A 22396-nucleotide genomic window follows, 5' to 3' on the forward strand; every position below is an offset into this window, starting at 1 on the left:
ACTCTGACCCCATTATTTAGGTTAATCGCGCCAGCGCTTGGTTAGTTCGTCGTAGGCGTCTATGCGGCGGTCGCGGAAGTAAGGCCAAATGCGCTTGACCTGTTCGGTACGTTCCATATCAAGCTCTACGGTTAGCGTGGTTTCACCTTCAGCTTCGGCTTTGGCCAAAATCTCACCTTGCGGGCCTGCTACAAAGCTTTGTCCCCAGAACTGAATACCTGGATCACCTTCAACAGGTGACGCTTCAAATCCAGTGCGGTTTGCCACGATAACCGGTACTGAGTTTGCCACAGCGTGAGAGCGTTGAATGGTTTCCCATGCACCATGCTGACGGGTACGTTCTTCTTCTGTGTCAGTTAAATCCCAGCCGATTGCGGTAGGGTAGAACAACAAGTCCGCACCTGCCATCGCCATTAGGCGCGCCGCTTCTGGATACCACTGGTCCCAACACACCAATACGCCAAGTTTACCCACGCTGGTTTCAATAGGCGTGAAGCCCATATCGCCCGGTGTGAAGTAAAACTTCTCGTAAAAGCCTGGGTCATCAGGAATATGCATTTTACGATATTTGCCCGCAATTTCTTTACTGCGGTCGAACACGACTGCGGTGTTGTGATACAAACCTGAACCGCGCTTTTCAAATAAAGATGTCACCAACACGATATTGTGTTTTTCGGCTAGTTCACCAAAAAATTCTGTCGCAGGTCCAGGAATGGGTTCAGCCAAATCAAAGGCGTCAGTATCTTCTTGCTGGCAAAAATACAGGGTGCTGTGTAGTTCTTGAAGCAAAATACACTCGCATCCTTCAGCGGCTAATTTGGCAATTTGCTCGGCACTTTTATTCCAGTTCGTTGCTTTATCGTTATCGGCAACGGCCTGTTGTACCAGACCCACTTTTAGCTTAGCTGGGCGCATGTAATGACACTCCTTTCTTTAAGGTGGTGATAATCGAATCTTTTAATGTATTTGTGGGAACCTGCATGGAAATGCAATGCAAGCTGCCGTATTGTCTTACGAGTACACTGCAATCGATTGGTTCAACAATATGATTTGGATGTGCTCTTTGTACAGTCTCAATGGCTTCTGCGTCTTCCTCTTCACCGTAAACAGGCAATAATATTGCGTTGTTACAAATCAAGTAATTTGCGTACGATGCCGGCAGGCGATCCCCTTCGTCATTTACAATATTAGGCAGCGGCAGATGAAACTGTTCATGCTCAGGCAGCTCAAGGGCGCACTCGTCGCACAACGCTTTCAACCCTTCAAAGTGACTGTCATTAGGACGGTTGTTACACGCCTGGATCACTAGGCCTTTGTTCGGCGTGAAACGCACTAATGTGTCGATGTGACCGTCAGTATCATCACCTTCTAAATGACCATGTTGCAAAATAGTAACTTTGCTGCAGCCTAGCATATCTTTAAATGCATCTTCGTAAGCGCTTAGCGACATATCACCATTACGCTCAGGGTTAAGTAAACACTGGGCAGTACTTAATAGGTGTCCGTCTTCATCAATTTCCAGCGCGCCACCTTCTGCCACAATTGGGCTGCTGCGAAGTACAGATTTACACATGCTGGCAAGATAACGCTGATTCGCCAGATTATCTTCAGCGGCGTTAAACTTATTGCCCCAACCGTTAAAGCGAAATTCTACCGGCGAGCCATTGCCTTCACTGTCTTTACAAGTGATGAAGCCGTAGTCTCGCATCCATGTGTCGTTAAATGAGGCAGGAACAATAAGCACTCGAGCGTTCTCTGGTAAACGAGAATTAAGATCGTCTACGTCACTCGGCGCACATAATAAAATCACACCCGCATCGTTGCGGTTTACTGCAGCAATCACGTTCAGATACGTCGCTCTCGCGTCTTCTAACCATGGAGCCCAGTCGGTTTGCGCATGAGGCCACGCTAACATAACAGCATCAATGTTATGCCATTCAGGCGCCATAGTACGGTTGCCGTGCATAGTAAAATTCCAAATAGCTACGAAATAGGGTTCGGATTATAGCCATGCCTCAGCATGAGACCAAGGCAAATGGCGATGAAATTAATTGGCGGTGACGATTACTTTAAGCCATAAGGAAAACTGAAATGACAGAAAAAAGGGCAGTCTTTATCTTAAATGCCGCCCACCGTTAAGGTGAAGGGTTTGCCCTGTCACGTAGTCACTATCAAATAAATAGTTCACGGCTTTCACGGCCTCTTGCGCCCCCGGTACTATCTCTAACAGTGATTTTTCTAACGCTTTTTGCTTATAAGCTTCGTCATCACCCTCATTGAACATAAGCAAAGCTGGGGCAATGCTATTTACTTTTACCTTTGGTGCTAGCTTCTTAGCAAATGATAGGGTCAGGTTGTGCAGGGCTGCCTTACTTGCCGCATAAGCCATGTGTTTCTCGCTGCCTGTTTCTTGAACGTAGTCAGTCATATGAATAATGTCAGACTGAACGTCGCAATCACAAAGAGCCTTTTCAAGTGCCAAGTTTATGCGGTAAGGGGCAACAGCATGGACCAACATCATTCGTTCAATCAAGCTATGCTTGTCATGGTTATCTTTTTCTTGCGCCCAATCTGACGCGTTGTGGATCACCGCTCGATAGGTTTTACTGATTGCCTTAATCTCATCAATTGCTCGATCAATAGCCGCCTCAGTGCTAAAATCCGCCTGTAAGACTGTAGCACCTTTATCCTCAAGCATTGAAATACTAGGACGAAGTGTTCGATAAGTCACGACAACGTGGTGGCCCTGGTCAAGTAAACTATTGGCCATAGCTAAGCCTAAACGTTGACTTGCGCCTGTAATTAACACAGGTGAATTCAAGATGATGTCCTTCTTTCGTAAAAGGTAACGGTTTTATTATTCTGTGCCAAATGCACAGTCGGTAGCAATGACATTAAATAAAAGTCATGTTGCCAAGTAATCGATCTGTAACGAATTCATGCTCGTACAAGATCAAAAAAGAAGTAACTACGGATAAAGTAATGTTAGCAAAAGAAGCGGTAATTGTGCGCGACGCACTAGACCCCTCTATTTCAGAGCCAGCACAACGTGTACGAAAAGCATTAGAAGCCAAAGGTTTAGAAACACCTATGGTGGCTAATGGTCTTACTGACGAGCAAAAGCGCAAACGAATTGAAAGTGCTATGCGTGACGTAATGGACACGCTTGGCCTTGATCTAACTGACGATAGTTTGTGTGATACGCCCACGCGAATCGCTAAAATGTATGTTAATGAAATCTTCGGTGGATTGGACTACCGCAAATTTCCTAAGATTACTGCCATTGAAAACAAGATGCAGATTGATCAGCCTGTACAGGTATCTGATATAAGCCTGACCAGCACTTGCGAACACCACTTCGTCACTATTGATGGCACGGCGACCGTTTCTTATATTCCAAAAGATACAGTAATCGGCCTTTCAAAGATTAATCGTCTTGTGGGTTTCTTTGCTCAACGTCCACAGGTACAAGAACGTTTAACTCAACAAGTGTTAGTTGCGTTGCAGACGTTGACCAATACAGAAGACGTAGCGGTTAGCATTAACGCCACGCACTATTGCGTTAAGGCGAGAGGGATCCGTGATACTAATTCATATACGAAGACGTCTGCGCTCGGCGGCCGTTTCCTTACTGATAATGAATTGAAACGAGAGTTCTTTCGGTAGTTGATAGTTGTTTGTTTCGGAACTTTATTCAAGAACTTTAAAAGCCGCTCATGAAGCGGCTTTTTGTTTGCTAACATTTTGCTACGTTTTCCAACGCGCTTTATTTGATAACAAGCTCTGCATCTAGTGAATCGACAATCAAATTGATACGGCCACCAATACCATCGGCCGCGGTTAAACTGAGTACTTTGTTACAGCACCCACAAGATTCATGCTGTTCGTGATACATGTCGCGAACTGTTTCTAGCTGGAATTCATTTATTGCGCCGCAATACGGGCACATGTATTCCAAAGCACTATCACTTTGCATCGTTTTATCCGTTACCATGTTAAACATATCCATATGACATAAGTCGAATCCCGCTGTGTAATACCTCTGCGTGAAGCAAGAAACAAACCACACACAACAAGAAGAGTGCTACTTCCGCGTCAATCAGTTTGAGAGCCAGTCAAACACAGGCGAGGCTACCAAAGTCATGCGGAAGCTACGTGAACTATCTATTCACTATAAAAAGTATAGTGGGTATTTATTGGCGTGCCTGTGAAAAAATGACTTATTCGATAAGTTACTGGCAGTAAAGATAAATAATTTGGCGACTAAGCCGCGGATAACTTGCTAACCACTTTTCAAACAGCAATTAGCAAGATATGGCGAAAGCTCAAGCTCTAATCAGCAAGAAGCCACATTTGTTGAAAAGGCTCAAGCAATAGTGGTGAAGCATTCATTTCGACAGTTTCATCAGTTAGCAAATCTTGGCTTGATGCGCCCTTTAGTGTTGCCAAAAGGCTACGCTGAATGGTCTGAGGGTGCTCACTGAAGTTACATATTACAAGCAGCTTGTGACCCTGTGTATTTTCCCGAAGAAAAGCAAAGCAATGATGGTTATCGGCATCTAAAATTTGGGTGCTAGACTGCCCGAAAATCGCATTCTGCTTTCTAATTGCTATCATTTTGCACAATCCGTTAAACACGCGAAGGCTCGCAGTCTCTGTAGGGTTGGCAGGCGACGTGTTTCCTAGCGCCAATTCCGTATCTGCGCGGGTAACAGCAATTCGGTTTACCCATCTGTCGTCGTGCTTTTTGGTGTCATCAAATCGATAGCTGTAGTCATTAAGCTTGCCTACTTCATCACTTGAGTAAAGTAGCGGAATACCTCCAATGCTAAAGGTGATACCGTAAAGCAGCATCATTCGTTTCACAGCGTCATCAATGCCTTTTGAATCGTTGGATTTAAGCGCGCCTTCTAGCCCACATAAAGAGGCCAGTGAACCACACACACGACAATCGCCGTTAGAAGGGTTTTCAGCAAACGGCACGCCGTTGGCAAAACTTCCTTCAAAACGACCTGTATAAAATTGATTAAGAAAATGGCGGTGATCGAATGCGTTAATACCCAGTTCGTTGGCTACCGCGTCGTCGAAGGTCCATCCGATATCGTCGTGGCATCGCACGTAGTTCACCCATGTGCAGTTCTCAGAAATAGAGAAGCTCTTTTTCATTGAGCGCGTAAGCAAACGGGTTTTACGCGTGGCTAACGAATTCCATAGCAGTGCCATTAGCAAAGGGTTGTAGGATAGCTGACACTCATCTTTGTCGATGTACTTAAGTACTTCGTCAGGGTGCACGATGGCTTCTGACTTAAAGACCACGGCAGGCGCTACAATTTGTAAGCAACAGTTGAACGCTTGTATAAGTACGTGGGCCTTTTCCTGATTTTCGCAGTTAGTTCCGAGCTCTTTCCAAATAAAGGCCAACGCATCTAAACGCAGTGCAGCGCTACCTATATTGGCGAGAAACAACATTTCAGACGTGATAGCGTTAAACACCGCAGGATTACTGTAGTTTAAATCCCATTGAAAGCTATTAAATGTTGTCCATATCCATTTCTCTATCTGTTCATTGAAGGTAAAGCTACCTCTTCTTACCTGGGGAAATATTTCTCTTAAAGTATGTTCGTACTGATCGGGAATGGTCCTGTCATCGAAAAGGTAGTAGTAGTCTTGAAACTGCTTCTCACCTGCCAGTGCAGCTTTCGCCCAAGCGTGCTCGTCAGAGGTATGATTGAACACAAAGTCGAGAACAAGATTCATTCCCTCTTTTTGCAGTGCTGAAGCAAGCTTTTCCAGGTCTTTCACTGTGCCTAGCGTTGGATTAACCTTGCGATAATCCGACACAGCATATCCGCCATCGCTATCCCCTTTGGGCGCATCGTATAAAGGCATTAAGTGCACATAGGTAACGCCTAAAGACTTAAAGTAGGGAATTTTGTCATGCAAGTCATTCAGAGTGGGGCCCATCAGGTCAACATAACAGGCCATGCCGACTTGCTGTTCATCGCGATACCAAAGCGGGTTTTTTAACCTTTCATTATCAAGCTTTTTGAGGGCTGGTTTACGGTTTTTTAACCCGTCTCTTAATATTTCAACCAGTTTTTGTAAATGAAAGTAGCAGTCATACTGGTGCCCATAAACGTAGGTATATTTGTCAAAAAGACGAGGAAAATGTTCCTTCAAGCGACGCGTAAAAGTTGTTGCATCTTTCTTGCTTAGGCCAGATAAATCGGTTGATGCCAAGATTCGGTCTAAACATACACCACTGTCAGCAGCATAGCTCATAGAAAACTCCAAAGTGCGACGCTTAGGTGCGTCATACAACCTATCCTAATTAACAGGTTTACAGGCTTTTTAAATTCTGTTAACTTTTATCTTAAACGATTAAGCTCATTTATCAAGTTTATTACATCGTTATTTTTGACCTACTGAATGCGTGCAATGATCAACGTGTTTTTGTGAAGTTTAGAAGGGCTGAACAAGGCCTTTCATACCGTGCTTGTGAGACAGACTATGCCCAATCATGATCCTAGTAGCAGAATTATCAGATGGCTAACCTACCTAATGTTTATGATGTTTGCGATGACGTCAGACTCGGTAGGCGAGATAATCAAAGAAGTGAAAGTGGCGTTCTCTGTCACCAATGCTCAAGCAAGCTTAATGCATTCACTCCCCATGTTAGGTATTGCCTTATCGGGTCTATTCCTAGGTTTTTTGGCTGATAAGTTAGGCCGCAAGCCTACCATTATTATTGGGTTAGCGTTGTTTGGCCTTGCATGCTACAGCTTCTTAATCGCTAACGACTTTGTGTTGATTGTAAGTTTAATGAGCTTATCTGGCGTTGCCGTGGGTATCTTTAAAACAGGTGCGCTGGCGCTCATCGGTGATATTTCAACATCGACCAAACAGCACACAGCTACTATGAATGGGGCAGAAGCCTTCTTTGGCGTTGGCGCAATTATCGGGCCTCTTATTGTCGCTTATCTTATTCATAAAGGCGTTGCATGGCAGTGGCTTTATGTAATCGCCGGTGGTGTTTGTACGCTACTTATAATCGGTGCTTTGCTGGTTAAATACCCCACTTACACTCGCGATACAGCCTCAGGTGAAAAGAAAGTATCGATAGCGCAGAGCTTAAGTTTAGTGAAAAACCCCTATGCTTTAGGATTTTCAGTAGGCGCGTTTTTATATGTCGCCGCAGAAAGCGCCATTTATGTATGGATGCCGAGTTATTTAGTGTGCGACGCGACTACGCTTAAAGCGACCTACGATTGTTATACTGAAGGCTTCTCTCAGACCCTTGCAATATACTCGGTAACGGCATTCTTTATCCTTCGTGCTGCAGGGCGTTTCGTAGGCATCTGGATGATGTCTCACTTCAACTGGGCATTGGTTCTTATGGTGTTCACTGGTGCTATTGTACTGTGTTTCGGTCTTGGTCTGTGGGGCGGAAAACAGCTTGCGTTGTTTCTATTCCCGCTAACGGGCATTTTCATGTCAGTAATTTATCCTACCTTTAACTCAAAAGGCATAAGCTGTTTCCCAAAACATCAACACGGAAGCGTAGCCGGAGTAATCTTGTTCTTCACCGCAGCAGGTGCGGCCGCAGGGCCTTTCATCATGGGCCTGGTGAGCGACGCCAACGGTGGCGACGCCAAGTATGGCTTTATGGTAGCCACGGGTTTTGCTGCAGTGCTCTTTGTTGGCTTGGTGTATAACTATATTAAGAACCCTACCAAAGAACGTTTAGCGGAAATTGAGGCAAGCGAATACGCCAACTAAACGCAATGTTCGCTTTTTATTCCTTAAAACCGTAACGTGCCGGGCTTGCTCTCGGCACTGGTTTTTCCTCACGTTGTTGTTTAAGCTTCGGTTATTCCTATCAGTTTCTAGTCTAATCACGTTCCATGGATGAGTTAAAACAAGCGCAAGCCCTCTACGACACTCTTGTAGAATTTGCAGTGACCTACAGTTTCCAAATTGTAGGCGCCATCATTATTTTTCTGCTTGGCTGGTGGGTGGCCAACAAAATAGGCCACATGGTTGAAAACCTGATGGTCAGCAGAAATATCGATATTACGCTGAGCCGCTTTACCGGCGGTGCCAGCAAACTAGTGGTATTGGGTATCGTAATAATTATAGCATTAAGTAATGTGGGCATTAGCGTAACCCCACTTATAGCCGCCGTAGGTGCTGTTGGTTTAGGTGCAGGTTTAGCCATTCAAGGCATGTTGGCCAATTATGCCGCTGGCTTTACCATAATTATTACCCGTCCTTTCGTTGTTGGCGACACTATCCGCGTGCGTGGTGTTGCAGGGGTGGTCGATCAAGTTATGCTGCCCTATACCATTCTTATTGACGAAGACAATGTTCACATCCAAATACCCAACAAACTGATAGTCGGTGAAATCTTGCATAATTCTGCAGAGAACATGTTGATTGAACTTGAAATTGGCGTTGCCTATTCCAGTAAGGTCGATGAGGTAATCAATGTGATTCGCAAGGCTGTTGAAACGGTAGATGGAGTCAGCGAAGAAAAGTCACCCGCCATTGGTGTAGATAATTTTGGCGACAGCAGTATTAACTTTGGTATTCGGGTTTGGGCGCCAGCTGTAAGGCATTTCGAAGTGCGCTATGCACTAAACCAAGCCATTTTTAATGTCCTTCAGCAGCATGATATTGAAATACCATTCCCGCAGCGGGAAGTCAGGATGCTCGACCAATAAAAGTTTGTATCGCTATTGATAAAAATGCCGAATAAGAGACCCCTTATTCGGCATTTTTCTATTACGGCTACGCGATTTTTAGATTTCGTATAGCTCTAGGGGTAAACCGTCAGGATCTTGGAAAAATGTAAAGCGTTTGCTGGTGTATTCATCGGTTCTCACTGGCTCGCATTCAACCCGCTTATTCGTTAGGTGGTTGATCATTTCATCAAGGTTGTCCACTTTGAACGCTAGGTGCCTAAGTCCTTGCGCTTCTGGGCGCGACGGTCTTTGCGGTGCCCCCGGAAACGAAAACAGCTCAATCTGACTGCCATCAGGTAACGCGAGGTCACATTTGTAAGAGTTTCTGGCTTCACGGTAGTTTTCATCAATAATCGAGAAGCCCAACACGTCCGTGTAAAACGTCTTTGAGCGAGGGTAGTCACTACAAATGATAGCGACATGGTGAAAGCCTTTCAGCATCTAAATTTCCTTAATATTAATACTTACGGCATCTCTTGACCGCGAGCAGACTCAAATAACTTGTACCAGTGCTCTCGACTTAAATGAACATCTTCGGCCTTTTGGCTTGCTTTAATTCTGTCAATATTGGTACTGCCCAAAACGGGCGCAATGTTGGCAGGATGTCGCATCAACCAGGCCAAAGCAATGGCTTCAGGTGTAGTTTGATATTCACCTGCAAGTTGAGCGACTAAGTCTGCTGTTGCACGGTCATTACTATTTTCAACTTTTGCACCTGTGTATCTACCTTGTGCCAAGCTTCCCCATGCCTGAAGTCGCACGTTGTTCATCATGCAGTATTCAAGTGTGCCGGGCGCATAACCTGTATCGCGATTAGCAGCACTGTTGGTAGTAATACCGTCTTCTAACCAGTCTCTAAAGCCGAGGCTCATTTCAAGTTGGTTGGCAACAATAGGTGTGGAAAGTGCAGACTGCAGGTAATTAATTTGGTGACCATGCATGTTTGAAACGCCAACATGCTTTATTTTACCTTGCTGCTGAAGCAGCTTCAGTGTACCGGCGACTTCGTCTAGCTCCATAAGTGGATCTGGACGATGCAGCAGCAGTATATCAAGCTGGTCTATTCCTAATCTAGAGAGAATGCCTTCAACCGACGTGTGAATGTGATTTGCTGAAAAGTCGTAACGTTTTGGTCCTAAATCATCCTCAAATCGTATTGCACATTTAGATTGGATAATCATTTTGTCTTTTAATTCGGGCGCTTGCTTGAGCACTTCACCAAAAACCGTTTCGGCTTTGCCGAACGTATAAATATCAGCATGATCAAACACGTTGATATCTAAGTCCAGCACAGTGTCTATTATGCTTCTTGCTTGGCTTACATCGGCTCTGGTTGCCGGTTTGTCATTCCAACCGCCACCTAAGCCCATGCATCCATAAATTAAGCGGCTTGCGTGTGGAAAGTGTGCATTCATGTCATTTTCTCCCTGTTTGAGAATATCGAGTGGGCAGGGCCTGTATTAGCTCAAGGCTTGTTTTAAAAGCACTGTAATATGGTCCAAGCGATAAGAAAAGTCTGATTAGGCGAGCGTATTTTTACTGTCGACCGTTAGCCTAGCTTGAAGGTTTATGGTGTTGCAGCACCGATAAAGATCATTTTTGCGATGTAGGCGTGTATTTAAATTAATCAGTGGGCTTTTTAAAAGCTGAGTTCAAGGAAAAGAGGGCATATGTTTAAGCAGTTAGTTTCAATGATTATGGCGGGTATGGTGTGTGTGGGCTTGTCTGGCTGTACTGGCGTACCTGACAAGGTAGTGCCGGTTGAAGGCTTTGAGCTTCCTCGTTATTTAGGGAAGTGGTATGAAATAGCGCGCTTTGACCATAGCTTCGAAGAAGGATTAAGCGAAGTTACGGCAACCTACAGCATGCGCGATGACGGAGGGGTTAAGGTAATTAATCGCGGTTTTTCAGTAGAAGAAAATGCATGGGATGAAGCCGAGGGCAAAGCGTATTTTGTAGAGTCTGAAACGACAGGGCATCTGAAGGTATCGTTCTTTGGCCCATTTTACGCCAGCTATGTAATTATGGAGCTAGATAAAGAAGGTTATCAATATGCTTTGATAACAGGCCCAGATAAAGACTACCTTTGGATTTTAGCGCGAACACCTTCTATTTCAGATGAAGTCCGCACCCGTTTACTAGAAAAAGCGACATCGGCTGGGTACGACGTTAGCAAGCTTATTTGGGTAGAGCACGGCGAAGAGAATTCATAGCCACTTTCGAGCGAGTTGTTCTGCGCGCAAAATGGGAATTGTGCTATTATTGCGCGCATCTTCCCCTCTGTTTGAATAAGTACTAAGAGAGACAAGGCATGCAAACGCTCACCATTACTACGCCAGACGATTGGCACCTTCACTTTCGCGATAACGAAATGCTAGCTGAAACAGTGCCTGCAACCGCACGTTGTTTCCAGCGCGCTATTGTTATGCCAAACCTTGTACCACCGGTGGTTAATGCTGAAATGGCCGTGGCGTACAAAGAGCGAATTGAAGCTGCGCGACCTAAAGGTAGTAGCTTTGAGCCATTAATGACCTTATTCCTTACTAATCAAACTACACCTCAAGACATTATCGATGCAAAACAAGCGGGCGTAACTGCGTGTAAGCTATATCCTGCAGGGGCCACTACTAATTCAGACGCCGCAGTAAAAGGCATTCAGGCTTTATACCCCGTATTCCAAGCCATGCAAGAGCAAGGTTTGCTATTGTTGATACACGGTGAAGTGACAGAGCATCACATTGATATTTTTGACCGTGAGAAAGTATTTATAGAGACCCATTTAGGGCCTATCGTTGACGCATTCCCTAAGCTGAAAGTGGTATTTGAGCATATTACAACAGCAGATGCCGCAAGCTTCGTAGCGGGCGCCAGCGAATTTGTTGGAGCCACCATCACCCCTCAGCACTTATTGCTAAATCGCAACGATTTACTGGTTGGCGGCGTACGCCCTCATAACTATTGCTTGCCAGTACTAAAACGCAACACGCATCAAAAAGCGTTGCGCGATATGGTGGCAAGCGGTAACAAAAAATTCTTCCTAGGTACCGACTCGGCACCTCATGCCAAGCATAAAAAAGAAAATGCTTGCGGCTGCGCGGGTTGTTATAGCGCATGGTCTGCTATTGAGCTTTATGCCGAAGTGTTCGAGCAGCTAGGCGCAATAGATAAGCTTGAAGGATTTGCTAGCCATTACGGTGCAGATTTTTATGGTTTACCACGAAATACGACTACAATGACATTAGTGAAAGAGTCGTGGACGGTGCCAGAACAAGTAACCCTAGCTGATGGCACCGATATGGTTCCATTTTATGCGGGGCAAACGTTGCAGTGGAAATTAGAAAAGGCATTTCAAGCGTAGTTTTTGTTGTTATTGTCTGTTTATGTGCCCTGTGGAGTTCATCCACTTGGGCACAAGCACTCTCTTACTCTCACGCCCCCGATTTACCAAGTACCCTATCTCCCTCTGAGAAGCAGAGTATTCAATCTTACTCACTCACAGTGTTTAAAAATGCCTTATCAAAAAATGGCATTGATTTAACGCCTGCTACTGACACCATATCGAATAAAGCTGACGTCCTTATCAATTTGATCAGAGATGAAAATAACGAAGATAGTTATTATTGGGTCACGCCGCTATTTGCCTTTGAATGTGGAAATAATGTTCGATGTACGCCGAATGCGGGCAGTCAGGCAACGACAATAGCAGTGAGCTATATCGCACTGAGCAAAAGTGAAGGTTCTGCCGATTTTGCAGAGCGGTTGAGCGAACTGATTGCTCAATACAAAGGTTCAGACAACTTCACATTACTTGCTAGCGCTATACGGGATGAACTGAAAGCATCTTTCCCGGCCACAATACTTACTTTTGGAACACTAAGCTTAGCAGGTGAGCTGCATGCTAATACCGACAATCTTTGGGTCATCGCAGACATTGTGCCACTTTTTTCAGAGGTGGGAGAGCGAGGAAAGCTTAAAGGTATTGCTGCAGACTTGGTCAGAGACATATTAGATGAGATGACGCTAAAGCAGAATATCCTTTCCGCGCCATGGGAACGTATTGCAAAGGAAGCAATGACCAAGTCTAACGTATTGGTATTCTCAGTAATTCGCACGAGTGAAAGAGAAAGCGTGTTTCACTGGGTAACGCCGGTATCAAGAAACCTTCATGGACTGTACGGCATCGATAAGCCCTATTTTGAATCCTTTGCCAACGTACCAAAAAACTTTAGGGTTGGTACCTTATTGGAAGACTATCGCTATAACGTTGCAATAGAGCATGGCTTCAAAGTAAAAGCCTATGATTCGTGGCAGGCATTAGTGGACGGACTGATCAACAACGAAATTGATACTATTTTCGGTTCTCAGGGGGCAATTGACTTTGGATGTAACCCAAAACAATTTAAATGTGAGACAATAACCCTATCGAGTAAGTACGACATTTCAACGGCCTACCTAGCACTGTCAAAGAAAGACACCTGTGTTTTGGTTTTAGAGAAGCTCAAGTTAGCGGCGGCCGGTGTGAAAATGAGTGACAAGTTTAATGAGCAGCTTTCTTCCTGGAGTGACATGGTGTCCCAAGAATACGGCATAGCTCATCATACCGAACATGGTGTAGTGCACCTTTGGAACCCAAATTAATGACAGTTGAAACAGTGAAACATTTAGATATAAACCCTGCCATCACCAAGGCGCTAGACTCACAAGGCATTTACCAACTTTCCCCTATACAGGCACAATCGCTCCCTGAGGCGTTGCAGGGGAAAGATGTGATAGGCCAAGCGCAGACGGGCAGCGGCAAGACTCTGTGCTTTGTAATTCCTGCCTTGCAGCACGTAGAAGTGAATGATTTTACCACGCAGGCTATCATACTTTGCCCTACCCGAGAGCTTGCTGATCAAGTGGCTCAACAGTGCCGTACGGCGGCTAAGAACATCGGTAATATTAAAGTAACCACGTTATGTGGTGGCCAGCCTATGGGGCCGCAGATTCAGTCATTGAAGCATAGCCCTCATATTATTGTGGGCACGCCGGGTCGCGTAATGGACCATGTGGAAAAGCGTCGAGTTGACCTAAGAAACGTAAAGTTGCGTGTCCTCGATGAAGCCGATCGCATGTTAGATATGGGCTTTGAAGACGATTTACGCATTATTTTCGGTCAAACGCCAAAACAAGTGCAAACCCTATTGTTTTCTGCAACCTTTACAGAACAAATTGAGCGTGTAGCCAAGCAGTACCTGCACAACCCGGTAACCTGTAAAGTTGAGTCTCAAGACAGTAAACCCGCTATCACCCAATTGGGCTACAACGTGCTTCCGCACACGCGTACTCAGGCCCTTAAAGCGGTACTTACCCACTACCAACCTAAAAACGCTATTGTATTTTGTAACCGCAAGGTTCAGGTAAATGAAGTGGTCGAGGAGCTTATCGAGGATGGCTTCAGCGCGGCTGGGCTTCAGGGGGACTTGGAACAGCATCAACGCACATCGGTGCTAATGCAGTTCGCCAGCGATGCGTTACAAGTACTTGTTGCCACCGATGTAGCTGCGCGAGGGCTGGATATTGATGATGTTGCCTGCGTAATTAATTACACGGTAAGTGAAGAGCCGGAAACCCATATTCACCGCATTGGTCGCACGGCGCGAGCAGGCGCACAGGGCATGGCGGTAACGCTAGTCAGCGATGACGAAGAGCACTTTTTGCGAAAAATAGAAGTATTGCAAGAAAGCGATATTCCACTTAAAGGCGCACAAAGCCTGCGATTTCACAAAAACAAAATTATTCAGCCTGAATTTACCTGTATTTCACTAAGCGCGGGTAAAAAGGAAAAGCTTCGCCCAGGCGATCTGGTGGGTGCACTTACCAAAGATGCAGGCATTCCTGGCGACGACTTAGGCAAAATTAAAGTGCAAAACAGTATGAGTTTTGTCGCAGTGAAAACGCGAAGCGTGAAAAAAGCCATGGCGCACTTTAGAGAAGGTAAGATTAAAGGAAAGCGTATTAGAGCCCGAAAGCTTTAGTGAAAGCTCTAGTTAAAGCTTTAATTGATATGTGTTGACGTTACACAAGGGAAGGTTGAGTGTGGTCGCTGAAACTGACTTGAGCGTGTTACTGAAAAATCTGAATCCTGTGGCGAGTAGTGAAGATTACGTTTTCACTACCTTGCCTGCTGATAGCTTAACTAGTACGTTAATTTCAGTAGCTAAGTGTATGTTTCAGGAACGCGAGGGCACCACGCTTATTCTTCCGGTTGTTGCAGCCGAGAAAGCTAACTTGCCATTTGAAGGTTATTACCGCTGTATAACCTGTGAAGTGCATTCTAGTTTGGAAGCGGTAGGCATGACTGCAGCTATGTCCACCGCGCTAGGTAAGGCAGGAATTAGCGCCAACGTGGTGGCTGCTTATTATCACGACCACATTTTCGTGCCAGCTGAAAAAGTCGACTTGGCGATAGAAGTTTTAACGTCGTTGTCTAACTAGGTCTGACCAATCTCTTCCTGCCTATTCTCTTTTCTCAAAAACGCATCAACAAGCCCCTTGGTTAAGCAATATTGGGCTGCATAGTAAGTTGTCATTACCCAAAAGGTAGACAGTGGGAGCGGGGTTTTGAAAACCGACTGAGCGAGAATGGCATCTGATATCACAAAAAGTAACGCACCAGTTACGATCAGCTTAGTTTGAGCCAACCACACCGCGGTTAAACCCATCAATGTGATTACGCCAATATAAGCGACTACAGGGTAAAATAAGGCTTTCGACGCTGGCAGAATGTGCACTGCCATCATTACGGCAAAGCTAACCATAATAATACTAATGAACCACTTTGGTTTGCGTGAAATGATATGGTCGCCGGGCGTTTCTTGTAGGCGGCGATGCAGCAACGCAAAACACATAGCATACGTTAAATGGGCAACAAAAAAGCACGCCAAGCCGGTAATAAAACTATCAGCAAAGGGCAAGGCCAGACTAACATCTCCGGCAAGACTAAAAAGTAACGCCGCCAACACCATGTATCGCGGCATGGCGCTAAGTTTTGTATAGGCGAAAACTGCCAGTACCACAATAGGCAGGGCTTTGGGTAAGAATTGCGCCACGTAGGGGGTAAGCGGCAGCGTCGCCAGGTAAATCAACGCTAAGCTGCTAAAGACAATAGTTGTTCTTACATTCATATTTAGCCTTTTTGAAACTGCTCAGTCATACACTTCAACACGACAAAAAAAGCCCCAGTTTGGTGAAGCAAACATGGGGCTTTAGCTATCGTATTTTATGTACGCTACGTTCTATGTACTGTGTTTAGAGTACGCGAATTACCAAATTTTCACGCGTTCTTCTGGTGGTAAATACAACGCATCTTCTTCGGTCACGTTAAACGCTTCGTAGAATTCAGGTACGTTGCGAACAGCACCGTTAGTGCGGAACTTCGTAGGTGAATGGGTATCGGTTTGTACTTGGCTGCGCAACGCTTCTTCGCGATATTTGCTTGCCCAAACCTGGCCGTAACCAATGAATACACGCTGATCGCCAGTGAAACCGTCTAGTTCAGGCGCTTTTTCACCATCAAGAGACAGGTGGTAAGCTTTAAGTGCGATGCTGATGCCGCCAAGGTCGCCGATGTTTTCACCTAAGGTATATTCACCGTTCACGTGCAAGTCTGGCAGAACCTCAAACTGGTTATACTGTTCAATCAAGTTTGCAGTGCGTGCTTCAAACTCGCCGCGATCTTCGTCAGTCCACCAGTTTCGCAGAACGCCATCCCCGTCGAAGGTTGACCCTGAATCATCAAAACCATGGCCAATTTCGTGACCAATTACCGCGCCAATGCCACCGTAGTTAACCGCGTCTTCGGCGTTCATGTCAAAGAACGGAGGTTGAAGGATAGCCGCAGGGAATACAATTTCGTTTAGCGGAGGGTTGTAGTAAGCATTAACAGTTTGTGGTGTCATGCCCCATTCATGGGTCCACACTGGGCCGCCTTGTTTCTTAAGCATTTCTTCGTACAGCACGTCCGAAGAACGCTTTAGGTTTCCAAACAGGTCACTGGCATTAACTGTCAGCGCTGAATAGTCTCTCCACTGGTCCGGGTAACCAATTTTCACGGTAAACTTAGACAGCTTGTCCAGTGCTTGTGCACGAGTTTCATCTGTCATCCAATCAAGATTTTCGATACTTTCTTTGTAAGCTAACAACAGGTTATTAACCATTTCCATCATGCGATCTTTCGCTTCAGGCGGGAAGTGCTGTTTTACATAAACCTTACCGATTAGCTCGCCTACATGGGCATTTGAAAGGCTTACTGCACGACGCCATTGTGGCTGTTGCTCTTCAACACCGCGAAGCACTTTGCTGTAGAAATTGAAGTTTGCTTCATCAAGCTCGGCATTTAAGCGACTGGCTGAAGCATTTAACAAGCCCCACTTAAGGAACGTTTTCCAATCTTCCAGTGAAGTATCTGCAATAACGCCATCAATGTTTTGCATGTAGTCTTTTTGCAGGATGCCTAGCGAAGGAATGTCGCTAATGTCTGCTTCAGTAAGATAAGCGTCCCAGTCGAACTTAGGCATTAACGCTTTAAGTTCTTCAATTGTCAGTTTGTTATAGTTGGCAGCAAAGTTACGGGCCTGCTCTTTTTTCATATGTAGCTGAGCAATCTTAGTCTCAAGTGCGAACAGCATATCCGCACTTTCTTTAGGCGCGTCGAAACCCGCCAGCTCAAACATGGTTTGAATATGTTTAACGTAGGCATCGCGAATGGTTTGTGATGTTTCGTCGTCCTTGAAGTAGTACTCGCGCTCAGGAAGGCCTAAGCCCGACTGCCACGTGTACATCAAATATTCTTTTGGCGACTTAAGGTCAGGGTATTGAGTTAGGCTGAACGGCGTACCGTAGCCATAGCGAGCAGCATAAGCGAAATACTCAGCAAGGTCGGTGTAGTCTTCAATGGCATCAATCTTAGTTAACTCAGGCTTTAGCGGTGTCATACCAAGTTCGTTGCGGGTTTCCATGTCCATATAGGCACTGTAAAAATCACCGACTTTTTGCTCATCGCTGCCCGCTTTAAAGTCGCCTTCGGCAGACGATTTTATAATATCCATAACGTGATCTTGTGCTTCATCGCGAAGGATCACGAAAGAACCGTAGCTCGATTTATCTGCCGGTATTTCAAAATTATCAAACCATTTGCCGTTTACGTAGCGAAAAAAGTCATCACCCGGGTCAACAGACAGATCCATATTTTCTTTAATGACACCTGAAGAAAGCTGTTGCTGAGCTTCTTCGGTAGCCGCGCTCTGTGTCTGTTGTTCTGTGGATGAATTTTGTGGGCTACAAGCCGTGAGGGCCAGTGCCACGCTTAAGCTTAAAACGCTACGTAACATGTCGAGTTTTCCTTTTCATTTTATTGGGCGACATTTGGGCTTGCCGCTTATTGTTTTAGTGCGTTGCGAAACCTGTACATCCCTTCGAAAGAATGGTGTGGCGTATTGCGTGCACGCTTTTTACTAATTTTTAGCATGGCGGGGGGGATAGAAAAAGTGTTTATAGTGAAAATACACAGCTTGTAACAACTTGTAGGGCTAATTTCGCTATAGTGTTTTTTCTCACACACTAAAACATTCAAGGAACGGCGATGGACTTACACAATACCCCTTTCGATAGCGTATCACCCTGTGAGTACGCCGATGCGCTGCCAAGAGAGCAGTTCATGCACTATGCGATAAAACCATTGTGGGAAGGCATGCCACGCATTGCGGGTCCAGCATTTACCGTTAAGTGTGAGCCGGGAGACCATCTTATGCTGCATGCGGCGATATATCGCGCAAGCCCCGGTGACATTATTGTTGTGGAAGCCGATGATGAATTCGCTGTTGCGGGCGGTAACGTCTGCGCGATAGCCCAGTCTCGCGGCATAAAAGGTTTCGTGATTGATGGTGTTATACGAGACCTTGCAGAAACCCGTGACAACAAATTCCCAGTATTTGCCAGGGGCGTTATACCCAAGCCAGGAGCCAAAAAGTGCATATCACCGTTAAATGAGCCGATTTCCTGTGCAGGTGTAACTGTTCACGCCGGAGATATCATTGTTGCAGACGAAGAGGGTATTGCAGTAATCCCAAAAGATGAGGCGCTAGCAGCCTATGACATTGCCCAAAAGCGAGCCCAGAAAGATGGCTCCATGTCACTTGAACAGTGGCAGGCTGAGCACGCTGAAAAAGTGGAAAGCATACTCGCTAAATTGGGCTTTGCAGAGTGAAGGTTTGCAGATAACTCGCCATGCTTCGACTGGTTTTTGATAAGCGCTTTACTAAACCCTTCACTAAGCTTTTCATTAGGCAATAAGCTTTGCCAAATATTAACCAATGTTAAATGAGCTTTGCGGTAAAAAGGCGCCGCAAAGTTCAACACACTTTCAGTTATCGTGTAGAATTGTGACCTAAGCATTTTGGGGCATACGTAAACGTGCTCTGTCACTGAATAACTAACGAGTTTTACATGTTTTCATTTTTTGAAAAGCTGACCCAGCCTTTCCCTGACACGCCGCCTACCCAACCGCCAACAGGTATCGTTGCATTTTGTAAGTACTACACAAAAGGCATGTGGGGCGTAATCCTTACTGTTTCCGTGCTAAGTGCCATTGTTGCCATGTTAGAAGTGGCGCTTTTCGGCTTTTTAGGGCAGTTAGTTGACTGGTTCTCTGATCAAAACCGAGCCACGTTTTTAGCGGACCAAAAATTTACCCTCATTGGCATGGGTTTAACCGTTCTCGTTTTTATTCCATTGTTTATTTTGTTGCGCTCGCTATTTTCTCGTCAGTCCTTGATGGGGAATTATCCCATGCGCATTAGATGGCAGGCTCACCGCTATTTGCTTGGCCAAAGTTTAACCTTCTTCCACGATGAGTTTGCCGGCCGTGTTGCTACCAAGGTGATGCAGACAGCACTATCGGTACGAGAAACCGTGACCAAGGTTCTCGATTTGCTGGTGTACATCAGTGTTTATTTTATCTCTATGGTAGTGCTTATTTTCAGCACTGACTGGCGCTTAGCCATGCCGCTTATCGTGTGGTTTTTTGTGTATATCGGTATCTTGAAGGTGCTGGTACCAAAACTAAAAGAAGTGTCGCAAAAGCAAGCCGACGCGCGCTCATTAATGACTGGGCGTATTGTCGATAGCTATACCAATATCACAACGGTGAAGCTGTTTTCACACAGTCGCCGCGAAGCGGATTACGCAAAAGAAAGTATGGATGGTTTTCTTAAGACGGTTTACCCGCAAATGCGTTTGGTTACCGTGTTGGAATTCTGCGTGGAAATGGCTAACGCCATTCTTATTTTCACCATTGGTGCGCTATCTGTGTATTTGTGGATGGAGAACATTGCGAGCCCGGGCGATATCGCCATCGCTATTAGTCTGTGTTTGCGACTAAACGGTATGTCGCACTGGGTTATGTGGGAAGTATCAGGTTTGTTCGAAAACTTAGGCACGGTGCAGGACGGCATGAATACACTAGCGCAGCCTATTGCAGTGAAAGACAAGCCAAAAGCCGACGCGTTAAAGGTAAATGGCGGCGGGATTAATTTCGATAATGTGCATTTTTCTTATTCAGGTGCAGACAACAAACCTATTGATGTGTTCACTAACTTGGATTTAGCCATTAAGCCCGGAGAAAAAGTGGGCTTAGTGGGGCGTTCTGGGGCGGGTAAATCGACGCTGGTTAATTTGCTCATGCGTTTTTACGACACCCAGAGTGGTCGCATTGTCATTGATGGTCAAGATATCACTGAAGTAGGCCAAGAGACCCTTCGCGCCAAAATAAGCATGGTGACACAAGATACTTCACTGATGCATCGCTCGGTATGCGACAACATCCTTTACGGTCGAACCGACGCGACAGAAGAAGATATGATACGTGCGGCCAAACAGGCCGAAGCGCACGACTTTATTCTTACGCTTACTGATAGTCACGGTAGAACAGGGTACGACGCGCATGTAGGTGAGCGAGGCGTTAAGCTTTCAGGCGGTCAGCGCCAGCGCATTGCCATAGCTCGCGTATTGCTAAAAGACGCGCCTGTACTAGTGCTGGACGAAGCCACATCAGCGCTAGATTCAGAAGTTGAAGCGGCAATTCAAGCCTGTCTGGATAAAGTGATGGAAGGCAAAACCGTGCTGGCTATTGCGCATCGACTGTCGACCATTGCGCAAATGGACAGGTTACTTGTTCTGGATAAGGGCAATATTGTAGAGCAGGGAACCCATGCGGAGCTTATTGCGCACAATGGCATATATGCCAAGCTTTGGGCGCACCAAACGGGCGGATTTATAGGCGTTGAATAGGCAAGGCGCGAATTAGCGTTCAATCGCAGATGGGATGGATAAACCGCTTGTATCTTGAAAGTGGTTAAGTATAATACGCGTCCCTCCCTTGCGATACCGCACTTTCCTTAGAAAAGACGCACAACTCACAAGGGCAGTGTAAGTAAATTTTGTCTTATCGACACCACAGGGGTGTAGTTCGAATTGGTAGAACAGCGGTCTCCAAAACCGATGGTTGGGGGTTCGAGTCCCTCCACCCCTGCCAAATTTACTTAAACTAAGAATTTTTAAGTTGCGCATTTTTTAGATGCGTAAAACAACGACGCTGTAGTGCTAGGATCGTAACATGAGCGAAAAGACGGAAAATCAGTCCAATGCATTGGACATGTTTAAATGGGTAGTGGTTTTTGCACTACTTGCCGGTTTAGTAACCGCTAATACAATGTACGGTGAGATCTCGGTACTATACCGTGCCATCGCAATTGTTGTAGTTGTTGGTATTGCTGGTTTCATCGCGGCAACTACCGAAAAAGGTAGCACCTTCTTGAGCTTCGCTAAAGAGTCTCGCACAGAAGTTCGCAAGGTTGTGTGGCCAACTCGCCAAGAGGCGAACCAAACTACACTTATCGTGCTTGCAGCGACGTTAATTATGGCACTAATTTTATGGGGACTAGACGGCATCATCGTTCGTGTAGTTGGCTTTATTACAGGAATAGGAGCATAACCGTATGTCTGAAGAAGAAGCAGTAAAGAAAAGATGGTACGTAGTTCAAGCCTATTCACAATATGAGTCTCGCGTTAAGAAGACCCTGCTTGAATACATCAAAATGCACAACATGGAAGACTACTTTGGTCAGGTACTAGTACCAACAGAAGAAGTAGTAGAAATGCGTGCGGGTCAAAAGCGTAAGTCTGAGCGTAAGTTCTACCCAGGTTATGTATTGGTAGAAATGGCGATGACGGAAGAGTCATGGCACTTAGTGAAAAGCGTACCTCGCGTACTTGGTTTCATCGGCGGCACATCTGATCGCCCTATGCCAATCACGCAGAAAGAAGCTGACGCTATCTTAAATCGTCTTGAAGAAAACGTTGATAAGCCAAGACCAAAGACGCTGTTCGAGCCAGGCGAAGTTATTCGCGTGATCGATGGCCCATTTGCAGACTTCAACGGTGTGGTAGAAGAAGTAGACTACGAAAAGAGCCGCGTAAAAGTATCGGTGCTTATCTTCGGTCGTTCTACTCCAGTAGACTTAGAATTTGGTCAGGTAGAAAAAGGCTAAGCCTATTCAAGCTACCGTATAGTATTTTTAAAAAGCCCCGTTTGACGGGGCTTTTTTGTATCTAGA

General features: G+C 45.5%; 21 protein-coding genes and 1 tRNA gene. 13 read left to right on the forward strand and 9 right to left on the reverse strand.

The genetic code is table 11. The features are described from left to right. Positions 1 to 21: 21 nt before the first annotated feature. The 3 genes from ACFI6J_RS19570 to folM all read right to left on the reverse strand — a co-directional run bounded on the left by ACFI6J_RS19570 (position 22) and on the right by folM (position 2821). Positions 22 to 915: a carbon-nitrogen hydrolase gene (locus ACFI6J_RS19570; RefSeq protein WP_039229281.1), complete on the reverse strand. Its 894-nt coding sequence runs from the start codon at positions 913 to 915 to the stop codon at positions 22 to 24. Next, positions 902 to 1966 (reverse strand): agmatine deiminase family protein, encoded by a 1065-nt coding sequence (locus ACFI6J_RS19575; RefSeq protein WP_014977636.1) that lies wholly within the window; start codon positions 1964 to 1966, stop codon positions 902 to 904. The genes ACFI6J_RS19570 and ACFI6J_RS19575 overlap by 14 nt, the downstream gene beginning before the upstream one ends. Before the next feature lie 147 nt (positions 1967 to 2113). Beyond that, positions 2114 to 2821 (reverse strand): dihydromonapterin reductase, encoded by a 708-nt coding sequence (folM, locus tag ACFI6J_RS19580; protein WP_049588769.1) that lies wholly within the window; start codon positions 2819 to 2821, stop codon positions 2114 to 2116. 161 nt (positions 2822 to 2982) lie between these two features. On the opposite strand from folM, the gene folE reads away from it, so the two are divergent. Further along, the gene (gene folE / locus ACFI6J_RS19585) at positions 2983 to 3666 is read left to right on the forward strand and encodes a GTP cyclohydrolase I FolE (protein ID WP_462558093.1); all 684 of its coding nucleotides are present in this window, start codon (positions 2983 to 2985) and stop codon (positions 3664 to 3666) included. A 100-nt stretch (positions 3667 to 3766) separates the two neighbouring features. On the opposite strand, the gene ACFI6J_RS19590 is transcribed toward folE, so the two are convergent. Together ACFI6J_RS19590 and ACFI6J_RS19595 are read right to left on the reverse strand one after the other, a co-directional pair. After that, complete coding sequence (locus tag ACFI6J_RS19590; RefSeq protein WP_462558095.1) at positions 3767 to 3994, reverse strand: hypothetical protein; 228 nt, start codon at positions 3992 to 3994, stop codon at positions 3767 to 3769. A 338-nt stretch (positions 3995 to 4332) separates the two neighbouring features. After that, positions 4333 to 6282 carry an amylosucrase gene (locus ACFI6J_RS19595; RefSeq protein ID WP_462558097.1) on the reverse strand — a complete coding sequence of 650 codons (1950 nt, stop codon included), beginning with the start codon at positions 6280 to 6282 and terminating at the stop codon, positions 4333 to 4335. 279 nt (positions 6283 to 6561) lie between these two features. Here ACFI6J_RS19595 and ACFI6J_RS19600 point away from each other — a divergent pair, with 279 nt between their 5' ends. Both ACFI6J_RS19600 and ACFI6J_RS19605 read left to right on the forward strand, forming a co-directional pair. Further along, positions 6562 to 7779 (forward strand): MFS transporter, encoded by a 1218-nt coding sequence (locus tag ACFI6J_RS19600; RefSeq protein ID WP_462558126.1) that lies wholly within the window; start codon positions 6562 to 6564, stop codon positions 7777 to 7779. Between the two features lie 125 nt (positions 7780 to 7904). Then, positions 7905 to 8723 carry a mechanosensitive ion channel family protein gene (locus tag ACFI6J_RS19605; RefSeq protein WP_462558099.1) on the forward strand — a complete coding sequence of 273 codons (819 nt, stop codon included), beginning with the start codon at positions 7905 to 7907 and terminating at the stop codon, positions 8721 to 8723. Between the two features lie 78 nt (positions 8724 to 8801). Here the strand turns inward: ACFI6J_RS19605 and gloA2 are convergent, their stop codons facing one another. Both gloA2 and ACFI6J_RS19615 read right to left on the reverse strand, forming a co-directional pair. Continuing rightward, positions 8802 to 9185 (reverse strand): SMU1112c/YaeR family gloxylase I-like metalloprotein, encoded by a 384-nt coding sequence (gloA2, locus tag ACFI6J_RS19610; RefSeq protein WP_462558101.1) that lies wholly within the window; start codon positions 9183 to 9185, stop codon positions 8802 to 8804. A gap of 23 nt (positions 9186 to 9208) precedes the next feature. Beyond that, positions 9209 to 10159, reverse strand: a complete 951-nt coding sequence (locus ACFI6J_RS19615) for an aldo/keto reductase (RefSeq protein ID WP_462558103.1) — start codon at positions 10157 to 10159, stop codon at positions 9209 to 9211. Between the two features lie 255 nt (positions 10160 to 10414). On the opposite strand from ACFI6J_RS19615, the gene ACFI6J_RS19620 reads away from it, so the two are divergent. The 5 genes from ACFI6J_RS19620 (at position 10415) to ACFI6J_RS19640 (ending at position 15221) form a co-directional block, all read left to right on the forward strand. Next, positions 10415 to 10957: a lipocalin family protein gene (locus ACFI6J_RS19620; protein WP_014951054.1), complete on the forward strand. Its 543-nt coding sequence runs from the start codon at positions 10415 to 10417 to the stop codon at positions 10955 to 10957. Between the two features lie 98 nt (positions 10958 to 11055). Next, a complete protein-coding gene (pyrC, locus tag ACFI6J_RS19625; RefSeq protein WP_462558105.1) occupies positions 11056 to 12102 on the forward strand; it encodes a dihydroorotase in 1047 nt (348 codons plus the stop codon). Beyond that, positions 12072 to 13382: a substrate-binding periplasmic protein gene (locus ACFI6J_RS19630; RefSeq protein WP_462558107.1), complete on the forward strand. Its 1311-nt coding sequence runs from the start codon at positions 12072 to 12074 to the stop codon at positions 13380 to 13382. The genes pyrC and ACFI6J_RS19630 overlap by 31 nt, the downstream gene beginning before the upstream one ends. Beyond that, positions 13382 to 14761 carry an ATP-dependent RNA helicase DbpA gene (gene dbpA / locus ACFI6J_RS19635; RefSeq protein WP_462558109.1) on the forward strand — a complete coding sequence of 460 codons (1380 nt, stop codon included), beginning with the start codon at positions 13382 to 13384 and terminating at the stop codon, positions 14759 to 14761. Before ACFI6J_RS19630 ends, dbpA begins: the two co-directional genes overlap by 1 nt. A gap of 61 nt (positions 14762 to 14822) precedes the next feature. Continuing rightward, on the forward strand, positions 14823 to 15221 hold the full coding sequence (locus ACFI6J_RS19640) for an ACT domain-containing protein (RefSeq protein WP_462558111.1): 399 nt from the start codon (positions 14823 to 14825) through the stop codon (positions 15219 to 15221). Here the strand turns inward: ACFI6J_RS19640 and ACFI6J_RS19645 are convergent. Next, entirely contained in the window at positions 15218 to 15910 is a 693-nt protein-coding gene (locus ACFI6J_RS19645) for a lysoplasmalogenase (RefSeq protein ID WP_462558113.1), read from the reverse strand. The two genes, ACFI6J_RS19640 and ACFI6J_RS19645, sit on opposite strands and share 4 nt — an antisense overlap. A gap of 138 nt (positions 15911 to 16048) precedes the next feature. Then, on the reverse strand, positions 16049 to 18115 hold the full coding sequence (locus ACFI6J_RS19650) for a M13 family metallopeptidase (protein WP_462586338.1): 2067 nt from the start codon (positions 18113 to 18115) through the stop codon (positions 16049 to 16051). 251 nt (positions 18116 to 18366) lie between these two features. Here ACFI6J_RS19650 and ACFI6J_RS19655 point away from each other — a divergent pair, with 251 nt between their 5' ends. The 5 genes from ACFI6J_RS19655 to nusG all read left to right on the forward strand — a co-directional run bounded on the left by ACFI6J_RS19655 (position 18367) and on the right by nusG (position 22330). Then, on the forward strand, positions 18367 to 18990 hold the full coding sequence (locus ACFI6J_RS19655; protein ID WP_269348740.1) for an RraA family protein: 624 nt from the start codon (positions 18367 to 18369) through the stop codon (positions 18988 to 18990). 239 nt (positions 18991 to 19229) lie between these two features. Next, positions 19230 to 21071, forward strand: a complete 1842-nt coding sequence (locus ACFI6J_RS19660) for an ABC transporter ATP-binding protein (RefSeq protein ID WP_462558117.1) — start codon at positions 19230 to 19232, stop codon at positions 21069 to 21071. A gap of 167 nt (positions 21072 to 21238) precedes the next feature. Continuing rightward, positions 21239 to 21315: transfer RNA gene (locus ACFI6J_RS19665), tRNA-Trp, on the forward strand. Positions 21316 to 21396: 81 nt separating this feature from the next. Continuing rightward, entirely contained in the window at positions 21397 to 21774 is a 378-nt protein-coding gene (gene secE, locus ACFI6J_RS19670; RefSeq protein ID WP_014951045.1) for a preprotein translocase subunit SecE, read from the forward strand. A gap of 4 nt (positions 21775 to 21778) precedes the next feature. Further along, positions 21779 to 22330, forward strand: a complete 552-nt coding sequence (nusG, locus tag ACFI6J_RS19675; protein WP_014951044.1) for a transcription termination/antitermination protein NusG — start codon at positions 21779 to 21781, stop codon at positions 22328 to 22330. Positions 22331 to 22396: the final 66 nt, after the last annotated feature.

Source organism: Alteromonas sp. G4i13, from assembly GCF_054960505.1.

Coding starts and splice junctions, on each gene's coding strand:
- ACFI6J_RS19650 (WP_462586338.1), bottom strand. CDS start 18,115: ATGTTACGTAGCGTTTTAAGCTTAAGCGTGGCACTGGCCCTCACGGCT.
- pyrC (WP_462558105.1), top strand. CDS start 11,056: ATGCAAACGCTCACCATTACTACGCCAGACGATTGGCACCTTCACTTT.
- ACFI6J_RS19600 (WP_462558126.1), top strand. CDS start 6,562: ATGTTTATGATGTTTGCGATGACGTCAGACTCGGTAGGCGAGATAATC.
- ACFI6J_RS19660 (WP_462558117.1), top strand. CDS start 19,230: ATGTTTTCATTTTTTGAAAAGCTGACCCAGCCTTTCCCTGACACGCCG.
- ACFI6J_RS19575 (WP_014977636.1), bottom strand. CDS start 1,966: ATGCACGGCAACCGTACTATGGCGCCTGAATGGCATAACATTGATGCT.
- dbpA (WP_462558109.1), top strand. CDS start 13,382: ATGACAGTTGAAACAGTGAAACATTTAGATATAAACCCTGCCATCACC.
- ACFI6J_RS19655 (WP_269348740.1), top strand. CDS start 18,367: ATGGACTTACACAATACCCCTTTCGATAGCGTATCACCCTGTGAGTAC.
- ACFI6J_RS19590 (WP_462558095.1), bottom strand. CDS start 3,994: ATGGTAACGGATAAAACGATGCAAAGTGATAGTGCTTTGGAATACATG.
- secE (WP_014951045.1), top strand. CDS start 21,397: ATGAGCGAAAAGACGGAAAATCAGTCCAATGCATTGGACATGTTTAAA.
- nusG (WP_014951044.1), top strand. CDS start 21,779: ATGTCTGAAGAAGAAGCAGTAAAGAAAAGATGGTACGTAGTTCAAGCC.
- ACFI6J_RS19595 (WP_462558097.1), bottom strand. CDS start 6,282: ATGAGCTATGCTGCTGACAGTGGTGTATGTTTAGACCGAATCTTGGCA.
- ACFI6J_RS19620 (WP_014951054.1), top strand. CDS start 10,415: ATGTTTAAGCAGTTAGTTTCAATGATTATGGCGGGTATGGTGTGTGTG.
- ACFI6J_RS19615 (WP_462558103.1), bottom strand. CDS start 10,159: ATGAATGCACACTTTCCACACGCAAGCCGCTTAATTTATGGATGCATG.
- ACFI6J_RS19605 (WP_462558099.1), top strand. CDS start 7,905: ATGGATGAGTTAAAACAAGCGCAAGCCCTCTACGACACTCTTGTAGAA.
- folE (WP_462558093.1), top strand. CDS start 2,983: ATGTTAGCAAAAGAAGCGGTAATTGTGCGCGACGCACTAGACCCCTCT.
- ACFI6J_RS19645 (WP_462558113.1), bottom strand. CDS start 15,910: ATGAATGTAAGAACAACTATTGTCTTTAGCAGCTTAGCGTTGATTTAC.
- ACFI6J_RS19570 (WP_039229281.1), bottom strand. CDS start 915: ATGCGCCCAGCTAAGCTAAAAGTGGGTCTGGTACAACAGGCCGTTGCC.
- gloA2 (WP_462558101.1), bottom strand. CDS start 9,185: ATGCTGAAAGGCTTTCACCATGTCGCTATCATTTGTAGTGACTACCCT.